This window comes from Yersinia similis (assembly GCF_001053095.1).
GTDB lineage: Bacteria > Pseudomonadota > Gammaproteobacteria > Enterobacterales > Enterobacteriaceae > Yersinia > Yersinia similis.
In genome coordinates this window covers 45,777-61,767 of the sequence record NZ_CGBP01000003.1, presented here as the reverse complement: position 1 = coordinate 61,767, position 15,991 = coordinate 45,777, and the positions used below count along the sequence as shown (strand labels likewise).

The window sequence follows — 15,991 nt, the reverse complement described above, 5'->3', positions numbered from 1 at the left end:
AGAAATTAAATATGATTTTTACACAATCTACATACTACATTCCACCTCCCTACCGCCTATAATTCTGTAGCATTGTGATTTCATTCCTGACAAAAAACCAAACCATCCATCAGTCTTCTTATAGCAGTAAAACTTCCCCCATCCCCCTATGAAATTACCATCTAACAACTCAAGAATAATCTCATTATAATGGGTAATTCTTATATTGGGACATATCTTGTGAGCATTGTGGGCTTGTATATTTTTTTATAAAAAAGCTTGGTTTGTATCTGAGTGATGGGGTAATATTCTGCTATTTTTACAATGGAGATGGATATTATGGATATTTACTTATCTGGACAAAAAAGAAATAATGATTACTTTCTCTCAATGGGGAAAATAGTCGCGAATGATTTAATCAGAAAATCCAAAGCATTATCTACTCGTCACATAAAAGATTTTTTTATCCGAACTCGTTTTGAAAACGAAATAAAGGTATTTTCTGATAATAATTTAAATGCGATAAAAACAGCAAAGAGTGACCATGAATGTAAAACAGCTATAAATAATATTAAGGTTGAATGCTACAACCTGGAAAAACAAGGGACCTTACTTTCATTAAAACAAGCTAAAGTTTTTGTATCAGTAAAAATAGAAGAACACGATGGTATTGTTGGATATATTATCAATGGCATAGGTGTTATCGTCAGTGGAGTTCAAGTCGCTATCGGTGCTGGCATACTATTCACATCCATACCTACGGGTAATCTCCTTGGCATTGTTGCTGGTGCTCATATATTCATTAGCGGTGTTAGCTCTGTTGTTGAAAACATAGACAAACTACGTGGTAACAAAGATGCTGTTGGATTCATGCCTAACATATACATGAATGGTGCTGAATTTTTCGATTTTGATAGAAAAACAGGAATGCTGGCATATTATTCAATGGATTTCACCACATCCTTCTATGGTATACTAAAATTTTCTTTAAAACCTGAAGCATGGCGATTATTTGATTACTTACCTACAGATCATTATAGAAAAATCAATACAATGAGTAAGTCTGCTCTGATGTTCAAAATGGCTACTTCAGCAAACAAAATCAGGACAATATCCGAGACATACCTCACTGATAAATCGGAATTCCAAAGGTAAGAGAATATCATTAGGAGGGGGTTACCCCTCTTTTTTAAGATACCGATAAGCTTTCCATGCCAAATTCATTGGAGCCATAATGTAGACTATAAATAGTGCCAGTGCTAAAGTGATGTAGATGGAGATAAAATCTGTCCTTTCTTGATTTACCAACTCAGGAACAGTAAAGGCGAACAGAATTAATACAATCACGCACCCAGCCAAAAATCTTTTCTTTAAACTACCCAGTAAAGACTGATATGTTTCTTTATGTGTTTTATCACGAGAAATTATTTTTCTCATGTGCTGAATATTTTTTTCTGTGAATCCTTTGTCTAATAATTTCTTTTCTATTTCATCATTCGTCATTTTTAAATCTCCCTATGTGACTGAAGGCATCATATAATTAAGTGTAACCGCTCGCAATCTAAATACGTCAAACTCATAATCAGTCTATATGATTGCATAAAAATATTCTTAGTCTGGAAGTTAAAAAAGACGTCACTTTTCAGAGATGAAAAAGCTAACTTATCTGGCGATTAATCCTGATTAATCGCCGAGTCATAACTCATACCCCCTAAACCCCACAACCACCTCCCCACTCATTCACCTCTTTCATCCGTTCTTGCAACGGCATCAACTCATTCCTTACAAACACCTGACTGGCCTTTTCTATGTCGCCAAATCCGCCGGTATTGTTGAAGATGATGTGGTCGTTATCGCAGTTCACGCTACATAGAAATCCATTCTTGGTTTATGGCTACTACGTTGTTGATAAAAGTGAATAAAAAAGTGGTTGTGTAATTACAAAAATAATTTTATCGTATTAAAATTGGTTATAAAGCTACACCGCTTAATGTCAACGAACCCGCCACTGTGCGGGTTTTTGCTTTTTTAGCGTCAAACAATAATTACTGAAACAAGAGGAAACCAAATTTAACTTTTTGTCTCCAGTTGACTTATTGAATGGTATTTGGCAGTTGAGTAATATTTCTGTCGCTGTAGTAATAGCTGTAGAAGGGGAACACTTACAGCATTGGTCATCGTTATTACTATCGCACCGGTCCTTTCCGTATTAGCTAGAGTTTGTGGTTTATCTACTCCGCTACAAACTTGGGTTCATCGGTAAGGGCCACTAAGCCAATTTAGCTCAGGTGGTAGAGCAACTGATTCGTAATCAGTAGGCCGCCAGTTCGAGTCTGGCAGTTGGCACCAAGCGGTCATCGTATAATGGCTATTACCTCAGCCTTCCAAGCTGAAGATGCGGGTTCGATTCCCGCTGTCGCTCCAACTCAGCACATCATTCAGCGATGAAGGGAAAGCCCGGAGTATTTGGTGTGCTGCACAATCGCATGAGCCATTGTCATGAAATGTGAGACACCAAACACCTCAAGCAACGATGGTGCCGATGGTTCAGTCGATTGTGGTGTCAGCGTAACTGCGTGGGGAGTCTGGTAAATCCGTTCGTAGCTGAGATAGATCCGGTATCAGCTTTACCAGTGCCTGGTATCTTCGGGATAAGTACCGAGCACCACACTTTTTTCTTTGTATGCTCATTATTTTACTCCGTGTTATTGCGCCTCACTTCGGTGAGGCTTTTTTGTGTCTGAAACTCCCCCATTACTTATTTTTCTGTTGGATATTCCATGTATGAACCATTAACGCTGTCAGCGGGTGTGACTGCTGCCTCGGCGGGGGTGACTTTTGCGGCTATGTTCCCAGAGGCAACCCCTGCTGTAGTGGTTTGTTCGCTGGCTGGCGCGGCACTTTATGTGCTTTCCTGTCGTCCACATCGTTTGTGGCGACAGGTGTTATTTGCACTGATTTCATTTATTGGCGGGATTTACTGTGCTGATACGGCATCAGAGATTATTGCCGCCTTGATTAATGCTGGACTGAATCAACTTAGCCCCCCAGTAACCATTCGCGTAACGCCAGCTATTGGTGCTTTAGTGGCATCAACCATCTGTGTCAGTGTCCTGCTTAGGGTGTGGAACTGGACGATGTTATTGGTGAACTGGTTTTTTTTACATGTGTCTCGTCGATAAACACACCGGAACAGGTGAAAGAGATGATGCTGGCCGTCAGTGGAATGTGGAGCAGTCTGGCCTCGTCCTTGAGTCTTACGGAATGGATTGCTTCATTGCCGACGTCGAAGCCTGCCGTCAGTTCTGGCGCGACGGCGAGCACATCATCAGCGAAATCCTCGACTACAGTGCCGGAGCCGGATTTAGTGACATCTGGGCAGATTCCGGCCTGAACATTAAAACAGCGGCTCAGTTACGTGAGCTGCTGAAACTCAGGAATACCGGAGGAGTATTTTAATGTCAGGTAACCAGATGCCAGTGCTGACGCTGGATGTCAATGATGAGCATCTAAAGCGGCTTGAGGCAATTTTTGAGAAGTATCAGAATGGGTTAAATATCGGCCCCAGCGGATCGTCCCTGAAAACCCCCTCAGACATAGGTGCTGGGAGAAAGATAACACCTCCTGCTTCCGGGGCTGGTGAAGTTAATCAAGCTCCCAGAAAACCGTCTGTTCCGGCAACGGCAGCACCAGTTCCAGTCGTGTCCTCTGACGGGCGTTTCATCGGAAACGGTAAAAACTCGGATCCGTTTGTGAGCAACTACAAAGGCCGCGGCGAAACGATGTTTGATAAGTATCTGAGTAGCCTCGGTAAAAATGCGCAATCGACGTTGAAAACGTACAAACAGATCAATCGCACGTTAGGCCAAACCAACGCTAGACTCAAAACACTGTTCAAAACCACGGTTTCGTGGGGAACAAAACTCGCGGCTCTGGGTGCTGTTGGGCCATTGGGTTATGGCTATATGGCGAGTAAGATCGCAGCGCAATATAGAAATGCGCAGGAATTAGGGATGACGACAGCCCAGGTGCAGGCGGCCAAAAGCACTTATTCCCCGTATTTTTCCGGCACTGAAAATTTGGTTCAGGTGCTAGCAAATGCTCAGGAAAGACCATCTGACCCGAATTATTCAGGGTTGATGAGTCTGGGTATAAACCCGATAGATGGTGCGGCGGTCAATCTGCCAAAGGTGCTGAGTGCGGTTGCTGCATTAGTGAAAGAGTATAAAGGTTCGGGTCTGACACAGGATGTCCTGAATGGTCGTGGTTTGGGTTTTGTTGATGTGTCGCTGGCTAACCAGATTGGCGCGAATGCCAATAAAATACCGGAACTTAACGAGCAGTTTACGCGGAATACAGGGTTGCTTGGAGCTTATTTGACCCCGGCTATGCAGTCTGATTATCAGAGTACGGTCAGTAACTTTTTGATGAACGGCAACCGGGTTTCTAATGCCTGGCAAGCCGCTATAGCCCGATACAACTCGCAAATCCGAGGGGTATCAAATGGCCTTACTTCCAATATCGAGGGTTTTTTAACTGGTGGGAACTTTGAAAAAATCCTGACAGAAGTGGAAGGGGGGTTAGATAAATTAGGGAAGTGGCTGAACAGTAAGCAGTTTAAAAATGATCTGGATGATTTCTCGCTCGCGGTGAGTAAGGTTGTTAAGACAATTTGGGGGGCTATTGAGTGGGTGGCTGGGAAAGATAAGTATCTTCCGGGAACAGGTATTGGTGCCGATAAAGCAGATTCAGCGTTGGTCAATTTCGGGAACAAGTATTTAGGAGGCCAATTACCAGGTGCTAACCCTTTAACTAATAAATATACGGAAATCCTCAATCAGGACGCGGTCTATAAAAATTACCAAATGCCAAAAAATCTGAAGAATAACATTCAGAATTTTGTTGAGCAGGCTAACAAAACCTATAGGTTACCGGGCAATATGATGTCGGCTATTGCTGAGGTTGAGTCATCTTGGAATCCATTCGCTATTAATAAAAAAAGCGGAGCTGCTGGGCTATTTCAGTTTATGCCATTAACGGCAAAGGCATATGGTTTAGAGGCGGATGATGTTTTTGATCCGAATAAAGCGACTTTTGCAGCAGGCCGTTATTTAAATGATCTGAACCGACGCTATAAAGGCGATGTGGCAAAAATGCTCACTTCATATAACGGTGGCCGTATTGATAAAGATGGGAATCTTAGTCTGAAATTAGAAACGGTTAATTATTTACTTAAGTTATTACCTGAAATTCAGGGCGGAATGGATCAACATCCGGGAATCATGAAGCAACTGCAAGATGCTAAAAGTAATTTAGCTGGTGCAGGGAAAGAGGCACGAGCAACTATCAGGTTACAGGTTGAACAAAAACCGGGTTCAGACATTCAGGCGCAGTTGGCCGGGCAGATGCAAATTCCGGGGTAAGTCACATGTCATTAAATTATTTCGGACAGGCATTCAAACTCGCGTTTGAAGTGTCCCCTATTTTATTGGTTGATGGTATTGCGGCGGATATTCCCGGTGGTGTGATGCCAATAGCTGTATTAACAGAAGGACTGAGTATTGCTAATGGGTTACTGCATGGAGAAATAAGAAACCGTTCAATGGCTGCATTTACGCCAATGGCAGGAACAACATTGGTGCAGCAGGATATTAGTAACCTGAATTTTTATAATCAGGTTACTGCCGCGAATTCTGTTGTTAGAAAACCTAACCGTATCGTGATGCAGATGGTTCGACCTGCCTCCACGCAAGATGGCGGTTACTCCACCAAAGGGATGACCTTTACCGCACTAAAGATGGCGCTTGATATGCATAACCAAAGTGGTGGCTGTTACACGGTTATGACGCCGTCATTCATCTATACACGCTGCCTTATGCGTTCATTCATCGATACATCGGGATTTTCAGAGCAGAACAAACAGGTTCAGCATACCTGGCAGATTGAATTTGAGCAGCCGCTTTCGTCGATTGAACAAACGGAGTCTGTGCTGGGAAGTTTGCTTGATAAATTCGATAAAGGGGTGCCGCCAGACGGAGTGCTTTCTTGGTCTGGTATCGGGAGACAGTTCACGCAGGAGTTCGGGATATGACAACGCTGATCCCTTTTAAACCCAACGGACGAGAACCCTTTCAGTTTACCGTCACGCTTGGCTCAATAACGTTATTTGCCACAGTTCCTTACAACCTTTACTCCAATCGATATTACATCCAACTGAAAGATAGTTCCGGTGACGTAGTGGTGTATTGCCCGTTGGTCGGTTCGCCGGATGAATACGATATCAATTTGGCATTGTCCTATGCACCCAGAAAACTCGTTTATCGCGAGAGTAGTAATCAGTTCGAGGTTTCGTAATGCGATATTACAGACTTGAAATTGTTGACCCCAAAACAGGGAAACCGCCGGTGGATTCAAAGGGTAGGGCGATTGGGCCATTTGATACCAGCAGGACACCCGGATACGGGTTACACATCGAATTTGATGTGGTTATTACTGGTTTGGATACAGTCAGTTCAGGAACTTTGTTAACGATTTATGGTTTGCCAATCGAAATGCTACAGCAAAGCGTTAATTTGCAAGGATGTCTGGTCAAAATGTTCGCTGGGTTTACTGCCGGTTTGCCGTTGGCAAAGCCAGAGCAGCAGGGAGAGATAATTTACGGTGAGGTTTATATTGCGTATGCCAATTGGATCGGCATGAATCAGACCTTAAACCTTGTGATAAACCCGACACCCCGGACGACAGATGACGGTAAACCTGTTGCTATCAAGGGGGAGGGGAGAATGGGAGAGAAATTAGGGGATGTGCTAGTGCGTGCCTTGCAGGAGGCGTACCCCCGAAAAATAACAGAGTGCTCGGTGAGCGATAATCTTGTGTTACCTGAACCATGGTCGGGGACGTATACAGATATTGGCTCGTTAGCGATCCTTGTCAGGAATGCTTCAATTGCCATGATGCGCAAGGCTAATTACAGCGGCGTTGATATAACCATGTTATCAGAACGGATACGTATTTATGACAGCGCATCGGCAAATTGGGACAAACCTAAAAAAATTGAACGTAATGAACTCATTGGGCAGCCAACATGGATCAAGCCTTTTACTGTGAGCTTCAAATGCCCGTTACGGGGTGATATTAGATGCAGTGATGTTGTTGAACTTCCCCAAGGATTGTATTCAGGAGCATCATCAATTTTGATGACAAACACGACAGCGCCTAGTGTTATTTCCAGAAATGCGACGACCTTTTCGGGTAAGTTCCTGATCAGGTCTGTTCGACATATAGGTGCTTACCTTACCGCTGATGGTGATGCATGGGTGACGGTGTTTGAGGCTTATTCTGAAAACCTGGCAAGGTAATGAGGGGCGATGTCTAATTCTCAGAAATTACCGTTTATCAGAGCGCTCTCGGAGATGATGGCGGAGTCAGAGAGAACGCAAGCGCAACTTAAAGGACGAGAACTCCCTTGTCATGTCGTGGTAGTGAAGGGACAGATTGTCACCGTTCAATTTGATATGCTCCCTGAAGGGATTAATTTTCCCCAGATAACAATCCCTGTCGCGACATTCCCATATATCCGTTATCCGATTCAAGTTGGAGACAAAGGTGTAACCATTGCTGCTGATGTTTCCCTACGTGGTGTATCTGGTCTGGGTACCGGTATGGCGAGCTTGTCGTACTCGATGTCGCTTACACCGCTGTTTTTTGTACCAGTAGCAAATACGAGCTGGTCAGAAGAGGAACCACGAAAAATCGTCCTGTATGGTCCTGATGGCGGCGTTTTGAAAACGGAAGATGGCAGTAGTTCTGTGACTGTCGCACCGAAGGAAATACGCCAAAAATCTAACGCTATCTACCTCAATGCTGAGGATATTTACCTTACCGGAAAAATACATCTGAATGGGACGATTGTTCAGGATGCTGACCAGATGAGTAACACGGCAGCATCGTTGATTGGTCCGCTTAATGTCCAGAATGACGCAGTAATTAATGGAGTAAGTGTTAGCGCTCACGATCACAATGTGTCTGGTGTTCAAAGCGGTGGGAGCACGATCACATCGAAGAAACCGAATCCGGGTTGATACCGGATCACTTTTAATCCCATTCCATAAAGCAAAACCCCGGCTGGGCCAACAGTCGGGTTTTTCTGTTTCTAACCTTGAATAAGGCAAGGAGAAAGCGTGTTTGATTTTAGCAAACTGATTCGGGAGATTCGAGTTATGACTGAAAAATTGTCCACCTGGAAGTTTTTGCTTATCTGGCTGCTCTTTCTGATCCTGGCTTCTGGATATTTTATCGGGCAGATTCGCTGGTGGTGAGGGTACGATGAGAACATGGGGACGTATCACCGATCAGAACGGTAATAAAAGATGGGTAGTTGTTGAGTCAGACGTGAATGGAGATTTCTCTTACGGTTGGCTGACAACACTGATTCAAACACTAAAACTGGGTCTTGGTGAATCGCCGTTTTACGCCAATTACGGTATTCCTGCGCAACAGTGCATTGTCCAGCAGATTTACCCGGATTATTACGTGAACATGGTTCAACAGCAGTTTGCCGGGTACTTTGCTTCACTGGCTATTACGAAAGTCGATGGGGCCGATAATCCCACATATAACATAGATGTGGTTTTTTATAACGGCACCAGTTATCGAATTGATGTAGCGGCATAATGCACCAAATAAAATTGGCAGAGTACTTCTTTTCATAATATATCCTTTAAGATCAATCATGTCAGAAATACCAATTATTATGACCAACGCGGGGGCACAGCCAACGTCCCCGCAAACCTTGCTTGCAAATCTTATCACCAGAGTTTCTGAGAAGGTGCCTGGATATACGGCCAACCTGCCAGCTGGATTGATAACAGATTTAGCCAGTACAGCGGTTGGGGCGCTGGCATTAATAGATCAAGCACGTGTTGATCTTATTAATTCGGTCAGTCCTTACGGTGCAAATATTCCGCTATTGATGCAGCTTGGTAATATATATGGCGCACAGCGTGGAGTGAGTACAAATACATCTGTTTATGTCGTATTTTCCGGGCTTCCGGGATTTGCGATCCCCAAGGGGTTCACCGTTTCTGACGGCAACTATCAGTATGTTGTTACTCGTGATACAGCTATTCCAGATAGCGGACAAACGGAGCCTGTTTACTGCTTAGCGACGATTTCAGGAGCTTGGGCTGTACCTGAAGGAACGGTGACACAAGTCATCACTTCCGTACCCAAAGAACAACCAGTCACCTGTACAAATATTACGGCCGGATTACCGGGGAGGGAAGAACAATCGTGGGCTTCGTATCGCGCTCAGGTTATGGCATCAGGGATGTTAGGGGTACAGGGCACACCAGATTGCCTGAGAGCATTGTTAAAGTCTGTCAGCGGTGTTCAGGAGAATCTCATTTCATGTCGACAGTCATCACTGGGGAAATGGGTTGTTGTTGTCGGTGGTGGTGATCCCTACGAAGTGGCCTATGCCATCTATAAATCGGTACCGGATATTTCAGTTTTGACTAATGATGTCAGTAACCTATCTGGGACATCGGTAGAGAAAAAAACGGTTTCACTGACGGTTTCCCCTGACGTTTACCAAATTCCTTATGTTATTCCGACCTCACAGAACGTTATTGTCATTATTACGTGGAATACTGTATCTGAAAGTTATGTTGACCCGGCGGGAATTTCTCTGGCTGTACAACAGAATGTTGCGGATTACATCAATGCGATAGAAGTCGGTAATCCAATTAACCTACTTCAGATTCAGGATATTTTCAGGGATTCGGTGAAACAGCTTGTTGATGCATCCTTAATATCCATGATCGACGTACAGATAGGAATTAATGGCAATATTGTTTCGCCTACAACAGGTTCGAGTTTGGTTTACAGTGATACATATGCGTACTTCACAACAATAACTTCGCAAATTCAAGTTCAGAAACATGCATTTACCGATTGATAAAATCATTCCTGCTTATCCTTTTATTCAGTACCGAGACGATCCGAATGTTGTTGCATTCTTTGAGGCTTATAACGAAATTGCGCAAGAATATCTGGATTCACTGAATAATCTTGCTTTGCCTTGTTGGACGTCCGAGTCAATAACAGGTTTGTTATTGGATTGGGTTGCTTTAGGAATTTATGGTGTTGAACGGCCATTACTTCAGGTATCGGAAGAGGCTATTGCACGCGGGGTGTATAACACCATTGAATATAATGTGATCCCTTATGCTGTTATGAGAAATTATGTTCCCGGTTCATCTTCGTATGTTCCGGATGATTACTTTAAACGCATCCTGACATGGGATTTTTATAAAGGTGATGGTTCTCATTTTTGTATTGATTGGCTGAAGAGACGTATTGCGCGATTTATTCATGGTGCTAATGGTATTGATCCACCATTACAAAGCACATTTGATATCAGTGTGACGGTTGCGAGTGGAGTCTTTGCTATCGTGATCCCTGATTATGGAAATGGTGTGGGTTATTTCCTTAAGGACGCAATAGATCAACAGCAGGTCAAACTTCCATTTATTTATAAATATTCGATAACGGTGATTGAAAAATGATTATCGGTTTTGGGAATAATGTAGTTTCCTCGTTAGCATCGGATATTACAGCATCACAAACCCGAATTACTGTAATGCCAGGAACGGGAAAGATATTTCAAAAATTATTAACAACGGATATATCAAACGATAGTATTTCCCATAATATTTACGCAAAAATAACGCTGACAGACAGTCAGCAGTCTGTATATGAAATCTGCCATCTTATCGCTGTATCGCAGGACATATTGACAGTTGTTCGAGGTCAGGAGGGAACCACGGCCAAAGGTTGGTCTTTAAATGACGTGGTAGCAAATTTTGCTACACGCGGTTCTGAGCAACACTTTGTTCAGGTTGAGCAGTTGCAGGCTGGGGACTATCTTTCGGCAGTGGCCGGTGGCACGGAGAACAACCTGACGATATCACTTCCATCGACATCTTCTGCAAATGACTGGGTGCTTAGGTCGCCGATTCTTGTCTTGCCGACAAAAACTAATACAGGGCAGGCAACTTTAATGGTGACGCTTGCAGGGAGAGTCATGGGAACTTATCCCTTATGTAAGGGGAATCATGTTCCGTTGTGGGCTGGTGATATTGTAAAAAATGTTCCTGTAGTGGTTGTTTTTGCACCAGAAATGTCTTCATTCCTGGTTTTAAACCCCGGTAATGGCGTTGTAGATGAAGCATTATTTCTGAAGAAATCAGCTAATGGCGAGGATATTCCGGATAAACCTCAATTTGCTCATAACATAGGTGTTTACACTCAGACGGAGAGTGATGAACGCTATCATTTACCCGTAGGTATTCAATTACCATGGCCTTCAGATATCCCTCCTGAAGGGTGGACAATTAGTGCCGGTCAATCATTTGATACAACGCGCTACCCCAAGCTGGCGTTAGTCTACCCTTCTGGCCGCTTACCCGATATGCGCGGACAAACCATCAAGGGTAAACCGGATGGGCGTGAAGCTCTGTCAACCGAACAGGACGGGAATAAATCACACACCCATACCGGGCGTGTTTCAGAGACCGATTTGGGGCGGCGTCAAACCAGTACTTTTGATTACGGCACCAAGAGCACCACCACTGGAGGCAGGCATGTTCATGGTGTGCCACAAGGTTCACGTTATGGTGGTAGAGGTATTTATACATCAGGGGATGATGAAACCTCCTCTGCGTTCAATTGGCCCCCATCTCAAGAAGCTGGTGATCATGCCCATTCAACGCATATTGGCCCGCACGACCATTTTGTCGATATTGGCCCGCATGGTCATGACATCACCATCTATGCCGAAGGGAATAACGAAACCACCGTGAAAAATATTGCCTTTAACTACATCGTGAGGTGCGCCTAATGACCTTTAAATTTGCCAACCATACCCGAACCCTCAAGGTTTATAGCTTCCGCAGCGATACGCAGGAATTTATTGGTGCCGGAGACGCCCATATCCCGCCCTACATGGGGCTACCGGCCAACTGCACAACGATTGTGCCACCGGATGCACCAGAAGGGCAGATTGCCGTATTTGATACCGAGAGCGAGTCATGGTCTCTGGTTGATGACCATCGTGGCTTGCGGGTGTACCACACCGACAACGGGCAGGCCATGCTTATCAGTAATCTCGGCCCGCTGCCTGAAAACTGCACCCGACAGGTGCCAACCAATCAATTTGACCGCTGGGACGGTTCACAGTGGGTGAAAGACGAAAATGCTGAGAAAAAACATCATCTGGCAGAAGCAGGACAAAAAAAACGGGGTTTGCTCAACGAAGCAAGCGACAAAATTCAGATATTGCAGGACAGTATTGAGCTTGGGCTGGTCACAGAAACCACCAAGGCCGAATTACTGGCGTGGCGTAAATATCGAGTTTTGATTGATCAACTGGATATTTCAAATGCACCAGATATTAACTGGCCAGTTACACCAGTATAATAGGAACTTAGAACGTGAAGGGCGAAATTTAAATTTCATCTATTTCAAATAAATTATGAGCGGTTTAAAATACCTTGTGTTACTAATAATATCACAAGGTGTTGTTGTTTATGGGTTACATTCAGGTTAGTGTTATTATTCCTGTCTTTAATTCTGAGAAGTATCTCCCTGCATTGTTTGATTCTCTTCAACAACAAAAGGATGTTTTCTTTGAAGTGATAGCTATCAATGATGGTTCTACTGACTCTAGTTTGGAGTTGCTGAAACATTATGAGTTATTAATACCCAACATGATGGTTATTAACCAGAGGAATATGGGGCTTTCATGCGCAAGGAATGCGGGTATTAAACAGGCCCGGGGCGAATGGATTATGTTTATAGACAGTGATGATATCCTGATGCCAAATACAATACGAACTTGGCTTGACTATGCAAAACAAAATAAGCTGGACGTACTTATTGGTAATGGTTTTAAATTTCACTCTGACATAAATGATATGGGAGGCGTTACCGTGTGGTCTTTGCAGCCACATGGGCGTGTCATTACAGGTAAGGAATGGCTTCAATGTACGGCTTTCCATAAAGAGTTTCCTTACAATGTTTGGCTTCAGCTAATCAGGGCAGATATTTTGAAGGCGCATAATTTAAAATTTGTTCCCAAGATATTGAATGAGGACATTTTATGGACAACGCAGTTGGCAATTGCGGCTGAGAGAGTAGGATTTTATAAAAATCCTCTTTACGGATATAGGTGGAATATAAATTCAATTTCTAATTCATTATCTAAGGAGATAATATCAAGTCGAATTGATAGTTATATCAAGGTGATTTCTGAACTTATTGATATGGCTGAGGCTAATAGAGGTGATGAAAATCTTTATAAGGCGATCTTGAGTCTGGCTCGTCGAGAATCTGGACAGCTTAGGTCATTATTAAAAAATAAACTTTCCGATAGAGTATTGCAGGGAAAATTTTCAAAAAAATTATTTCAAATAAATATATTCCCCAGATTGCTACCTGGTATTTCCGGGGTTAGTGATATGTGGCGACTGGTGCGCTTGTATTTAACTGCATTGTATTTTTCGTCTGGAAGAGGGTGAAAATATTTTTTAAGTTAATGGCTTTAGGAACTGAATAATTTAGTTTGCTTAAACCAAAAGTATTGATGGGGCATTTATGCCCCCAAAAGCAATATCTCAGGGCTGGACTTGCCAGCCCTGAAGAGGGGGCCTTTTTAGAAATTAGACTTGCCGAATTTTATGAGATTGCATATCTCTAATTAATTTTTTTTTCTTGATTTGAACACCTTTTAATTTGTTATTACTGTCACTTCGGCGGTTTTTTTGCAGTTGGTGCTGAAATATGTCAATAAAAATATCCGGTGCGCTAATTGATGGCGCAGGCATCCCCATGTCTGGATGTCAGATTATTTTAAAAGCGGGAGTGAACACCGCAGAAGTGGTGATGCGTACAATTGCAACAATTACTACGGACGGGAATGGTAAATATTCATTTGAAGCGCAAGTAGGCAAATATCATGTTTATTTGAGGCAGTACTTCAGGACGGAATATTGTGTCGGTGAGATTACGGTTTATGACGATTCAAAACCTGGCACCCTGAATGATTTTCTGACAGCACTTGATGAAGGCGACCTAAAACCAGATGTTATCAAGCGCTTTGAGGAAATGGTTGCACAGGCACAACAAAGTGCAGAAGCGGCAGCGCGCAGCGCGCAGGAGGCAAAACTTAACGCCAAACAGACGGCACAGGATGTGCTATCAACAACGCAGTCCAGAAATGATACAGAACGTTTTGCCAACAAAGCTAAAGAGAGCGCAACGGCTGCAGCCGGCAGTCAGGCAGATGCAGCAGAAAGCGCAAAGCAATCATCGGCAAGTGCGGAAGCATCAGCAAATAGTGCTAAAGATGCTGCCACTCATGCTGAATCAGCGAAACAGTCAAAAGAGGACGCCGTTGGAGCTTTGGCTTCTGCACTGAAAATTGACAACAACCTGTCCGAGATCGCCGATGCTGGAGTCGATGCACGACAACAGGCGCAAGCACATTTAGGGTTAGGCACTGCGGCAACACGGGGCATGCAGTCTGATATCTATGACCGCACAGAAGGACGGCTGGCTATACCGGGAGCCTTTGGTTATGGGGCGTATTTTCGGCATAGTAAACAATTCAGTGGTAATAACGGGCCAGCAGAATTGCTTACATGGGTAAAGGAAACGCCACCCGGACGATATTATGTCTCTCAGTATGGTGGTAGCCAGCCCATTATACCGGGCGTGGTTTTTTCGGGCGTGATTGAAATTGAAATCCCGAACATTATCTACTCCAGCGCAAACCAAAGGCAGCAAGGGAAACTCATCAAATTTTATGGCGTCAATGGTGACCTTTACTTTAACCGGTTAAATATCAATAGTATTAGTGGCGATTACTTCATCGGCTGGGAAAATCTCAAGCTAAAAATCAGCGATTTCACAGGAGCCTTACGTTCAACCACCGGTAATGCATGGGGATCACCCGATGTGGGAGGCCTAATCTTTGCGACTTACCACGGTGATTCCGATGATGACAATAACCGCAAGCTTTTCAGAGGAAAAGGTGTTCCTGGTTCCCGACTGGGCATGGTGTCAATGAAAGCATCATGTTCCACAAGTGGGACTTATGTCTCTACGCCTCAATTCGCTGTTGCATCGCCGAATTCATATCCCCAACCAGGCACCTTTATCGCGCTTTCAGGTAGTACCCTCACGACTATTGGCAAGACGGAAGCCTTTATTGGATTATTCATACGTATCGCATGAGACCCAAATGGACATTAAAAACATTATCAATCCCCGCTATCTAGAAAGCGGTGCTATTGACTGCGACGTGTTGTTTGAGGGAATGGATGAAGCCGTTCCCTACACTGCAACACCAGACGATACCGCCGAAACGGGACAAGCCATTTGGCAGGCGCTGCAAAGCGGCCAGTGGGGCAAAATCGCCCCCTTCACAGTCACCCCAGCCATGTTGCAGGCGGCCAAAGAACAGAAATTGCAGGAAATCTACGTATGGCGAACGGAGCAGGAAGCACAACGTTTTACCTTTGAATATGCTGGTCGAACATGGAATGCAGACCAACAGTCGATGGCGCGTTTATCTCCTGTGGCTGCTGTTGCTAACACAGATTCACGTGATGTGATGTCGTGGGGTGATGCGAATAATAAATCAGTACCACTGAGCGTGGAACAACTCAAGGGGCTCAGTGAGGCAATGGCATTGGCCCTGATGGAACACAATGAGAGAATTTACCAGCGGCAACGGGAAATGAAGGATGAGGTGGCGGGGCTAACGGACTTAAAACAAGTGCGGGAGTTTGTCGTTATCTAGTGAAATGCTAATTTGTACCGCATTGAAAAATTCGGAATAAGTTAGAAATAGTTTAATGTCTGTCTTTGCTCATAGCAGACCTGACAGCAATTCAGTCTGTCCGCTTCGTGCCAAAAGCGGACGATTTTAGGTGGATTGTGAATGAAC

The 15,991-nt window shown here is 43.9% G+C and carries 16 protein-coding genes, 2 tRNA genes and 2 pseudogenes; 18 read left to right on the top strand and 2 right to left on the bottom strand.

Features of this window, described 5'->3' with window-relative positions; genetic code table 11:
* The first annotated feature begins 318 nt into the window (after nucleotides 1-318).
* Complete coding sequence (locus tag AC971_RS03380; protein ID WP_025384161.1) at nucleotides 319-1,134, top strand: DUF4225 domain-containing protein; 816 nt, start codon at nucleotides 319-321, stop codon at nucleotides 1,132-1,134.
* 21 nt (nucleotides 1,135-1,155) lie between these two features.
* On the opposite strand, the gene AC971_RS03375 is transcribed toward AC971_RS03380, so the two are convergent.
* Nucleotides 1,156-1,482 carry a hypothetical protein gene (locus AC971_RS03375; RefSeq protein WP_025384160.1) on the bottom strand — a complete coding sequence of 109 codons (327 nt, stop codon included), beginning with the start codon at nucleotides 1,480-1,482 and terminating at the stop codon, nucleotides 1,156-1,158.
* 208 nt (nucleotides 1,483-1,690) lie between these two features.
* Nucleotides 1,691-1,822, bottom strand: a pseudogene (locus tag AC971_RS24155) (phage portal protein); the annotation flags it as partial.
* Nucleotides 1,823-2,252: 430 nt separating this feature from the next.
* Here AC971_RS24155 and AC971_RS03370 point away from each other — a divergent pair.
* The 17 genes and pseudogenes from AC971_RS03370 (at nucleotide 2,253) to AC971_RS03290 (ending at nucleotide 15,844) form a co-directional block, all read left to right on the top strand.
* Nucleotides 2,253-2,328, top strand: a tRNA-Thr gene (locus AC971_RS03370).
* A gap of 1 nt (nucleotide 2,329) precedes the next feature.
* Nucleotides 2,330-2,403, top strand: a tRNA-Gly gene (locus AC971_RS03365).
* A gap of 356 nt (nucleotides 2,404-2,759) precedes the next feature.
* The gene (locus tag AC971_RS03360; protein ID WP_025384159.1) at nucleotides 2,760-3,161 is read left to right on the top strand and encodes a putative holin; all 402 of its coding nucleotides are present in this window, start codon (nucleotides 2,760-2,762) and stop codon (nucleotides 3,159-3,161) included.
* A pseudogene (locus tag AC971_RS23820) lies at nucleotides 3,104-3,373 on the top strand (hypothetical protein); the annotation flags it as partial. The gene AC971_RS03360 and the pseudogene AC971_RS23820, both read left to right, overlap by 58 nt.
* 64 nt (nucleotides 3,374-3,437) lie before the next feature.
* A complete protein-coding gene (locus AC971_RS03350) occupies nucleotides 3,438-5,402 on the top strand; it encodes a lytic transglycosylase domain-containing protein (RefSeq protein ID WP_025384157.1) in 1,965 nt (654 codons plus the stop codon).
* Nucleotides 5,403-5,407: 5 nt separating this feature from the next.
* Nucleotides 5,408-6,070, top strand: a complete 663-nt coding sequence (locus AC971_RS03345) for a hypothetical protein (protein WP_025384156.1) — start codon at nucleotides 5,408-5,410, stop codon at nucleotides 6,068-6,070.
* Nucleotides 6,067-6,333, top strand: a complete 267-nt coding sequence (locus AC971_RS03340; RefSeq protein WP_025384155.1) for a hypothetical protein — start codon at nucleotides 6,067-6,069, stop codon at nucleotides 6,331-6,333. Before AC971_RS03345 ends, AC971_RS03340 begins: the two co-directional genes overlap by 4 nt.
* Nucleotides 6,333-7,337: a hypothetical protein gene (locus AC971_RS03335; protein WP_025384154.1), complete on the top strand. Its 1,005-nt coding sequence runs from the start codon at nucleotides 6,333-6,335 to the stop codon at nucleotides 7,335-7,337. The genes AC971_RS03340 and AC971_RS03335 overlap by 1 nt, the downstream gene beginning before the upstream one ends.
* A 9-nt stretch (nucleotides 7,338-7,346) precedes the next feature.
* Nucleotides 7,347-8,060: a phage baseplate protein gene (locus tag AC971_RS03330; RefSeq protein WP_025384153.1), complete on the top strand. Its 714-nt coding sequence runs from the start codon at nucleotides 7,347-7,349 to the stop codon at nucleotides 8,058-8,060.
* Nucleotides 8,061-8,304: 244 nt separating this feature from the next.
* Entirely contained in the window at nucleotides 8,305-8,652 is a 348-nt protein-coding gene (locus AC971_RS03325) for a hypothetical protein (protein ID WP_025384152.1), read from the top strand.
* Between the two features lie 58 nt (nucleotides 8,653-8,710).
* A complete protein-coding gene (locus AC971_RS22625) occupies nucleotides 8,711-9,937 on the top strand; it encodes a baseplate J/gp47 family protein (protein WP_071825519.1) in 1,227 nt (408 codons plus the stop codon).
* Nucleotides 9,921-10,547, top strand: coding sequence for a hypothetical protein (locus AC971_RS03315; RefSeq protein WP_025384150.1), 627 nt, complete (start codon nucleotides 9,921-9,923; stop codon nucleotides 10,545-10,547). Before AC971_RS22625 ends, AC971_RS03315 begins: the two co-directional genes overlap by 17 nt.
* Nucleotides 10,544-11,881, top strand: a complete 1,338-nt coding sequence (locus tag AC971_RS21710; RefSeq protein ID WP_025384149.1) for a phage tail protein — start codon at nucleotides 10,544-10,546, stop codon at nucleotides 11,879-11,881. Before AC971_RS03315 ends, AC971_RS21710 begins: the two co-directional genes overlap by 4 nt.
* Nucleotides 11,881-12,459 (top strand): tail fiber assembly protein, encoded by a 579-nt coding sequence (locus tag AC971_RS03305; protein WP_025384148.1) that lies wholly within the window; start codon nucleotides 11,881-11,883, stop codon nucleotides 12,457-12,459. Before AC971_RS21710 ends, AC971_RS03305 begins: the two co-directional genes overlap by 1 nt.
* Before the next feature lie 110 nt (nucleotides 12,460-12,569).
* On the top strand, nucleotides 12,570-13,559 hold the full coding sequence (locus tag AC971_RS03300; RefSeq protein ID WP_025384147.1) for a glycosyltransferase: 990 nt from the start codon (nucleotides 12,570-12,572) through the stop codon (nucleotides 13,557-13,559).
* Between the two features lie 262 nt (nucleotides 13,560-13,821).
* Nucleotides 13,822-15,276 carry a prophage tail fiber N-terminal domain-containing protein gene (locus AC971_RS03295; protein WP_025384146.1) on the top strand — a complete coding sequence of 485 codons (1,455 nt, stop codon included), beginning with the start codon at nucleotides 13,822-13,824 and terminating at the stop codon, nucleotides 15,274-15,276.
* 7 nt (nucleotides 15,277-15,283) lie between these two features.
* Nucleotides 15,284-15,844, top strand: a complete 561-nt coding sequence (locus AC971_RS03290) for a DUF4376 domain-containing protein (RefSeq protein ID WP_025384145.1) — start codon at nucleotides 15,284-15,286, stop codon at nucleotides 15,842-15,844.
* The last annotated feature ends 147 nt before the right edge of the window (nucleotides 15,845-15,991 follow it).

What these genes read in the sequence shown, in the direction of transcription:
- AC971_RS03360 (WP_025384159.1), top strand. Translation starts at nt 2,760, where the DNA reads ATGTATGAACCATTAACGCTGTCAGCGGGTGTGACTGCTGCCTCGGCG.
- AC971_RS03325 (WP_025384152.1), top strand. Translation starts at nt 8,305, where the DNA reads ATGAGAACATGGGGACGTATCACCGATCAGAACGGTAATAAAAGATGG.
- AC971_RS03345 (WP_025384156.1), top strand. Translation starts at nt 5,408, where the DNA reads ATGTCATTAAATTATTTCGGACAGGCATTCAAACTCGCGTTTGAAGTG.
- AC971_RS22625 (WP_071825519.1), top strand. Translation starts at nt 8,711, where the DNA reads ATGTCAGAAATACCAATTATTATGACCAACGCGGGGGCACAGCCAACG.
- AC971_RS03315 (WP_025384150.1), top strand. Translation starts at nt 9,921, where the DNA reads ATGCATTTACCGATTGATAAAATCATTCCTGCTTATCCTTTTATTCAG.
- AC971_RS03330 (WP_025384153.1), top strand. Translation starts at nt 7,347, where the DNA reads ATGTCTAATTCTCAGAAATTACCGTTTATCAGAGCGCTCTCGGAGATG.
- AC971_RS03340 (WP_025384155.1), top strand. Translation starts at nt 6,067, where the DNA reads ATGACAACGCTGATCCCTTTTAAACCCAACGGACGAGAACCCTTTCAG.
- AC971_RS03335 (WP_025384154.1), top strand. Translation starts at nt 6,333, where the DNA reads ATGCGATATTACAGACTTGAAATTGTTGACCCCAAAACAGGGAAACCG.
- AC971_RS03295 (WP_025384146.1), top strand. Translation starts at nt 13,822, where the DNA reads ATGTCAATAAAAATATCCGGTGCGCTAATTGATGGCGCAGGCATCCCC.
- AC971_RS03380 (WP_025384161.1), top strand. Translation starts at nt 319, where the DNA reads ATGGATATTTACTTATCTGGACAAAAAAGAAATAATGATTACTTTCTC.
- AC971_RS21710 (WP_025384149.1), top strand. Translation starts at nt 10,544, where the DNA reads ATGATTATCGGTTTTGGGAATAATGTAGTTTCCTCGTTAGCATCGGAT.
- AC971_RS03305 (WP_025384148.1), top strand. Translation starts at nt 11,881, where the DNA reads ATGACCTTTAAATTTGCCAACCATACCCGAACCCTCAAGGTTTATAGC.
- AC971_RS03290 (WP_025384145.1), top strand. Translation starts at nt 15,284, where the DNA reads ATGGACATTAAAAACATTATCAATCCCCGCTATCTAGAAAGCGGTGCT.
- AC971_RS03350 (WP_025384157.1), top strand. Translation starts at nt 3,438, where the DNA reads ATGTCAGGTAACCAGATGCCAGTGCTGACGCTGGATGTCAATGATGAG.
- AC971_RS03375 (WP_025384160.1), bottom strand. Translation starts at nt 1,482, where the DNA reads ATGACGAATGATGAAATAGAAAAGAAATTATTAGACAAAGGATTCACA.
- AC971_RS03300 (WP_025384147.1), top strand. Translation starts at nt 12,570, where the DNA reads ATGGGTTACATTCAGGTTAGTGTTATTATTCCTGTCTTTAATTCTGAG.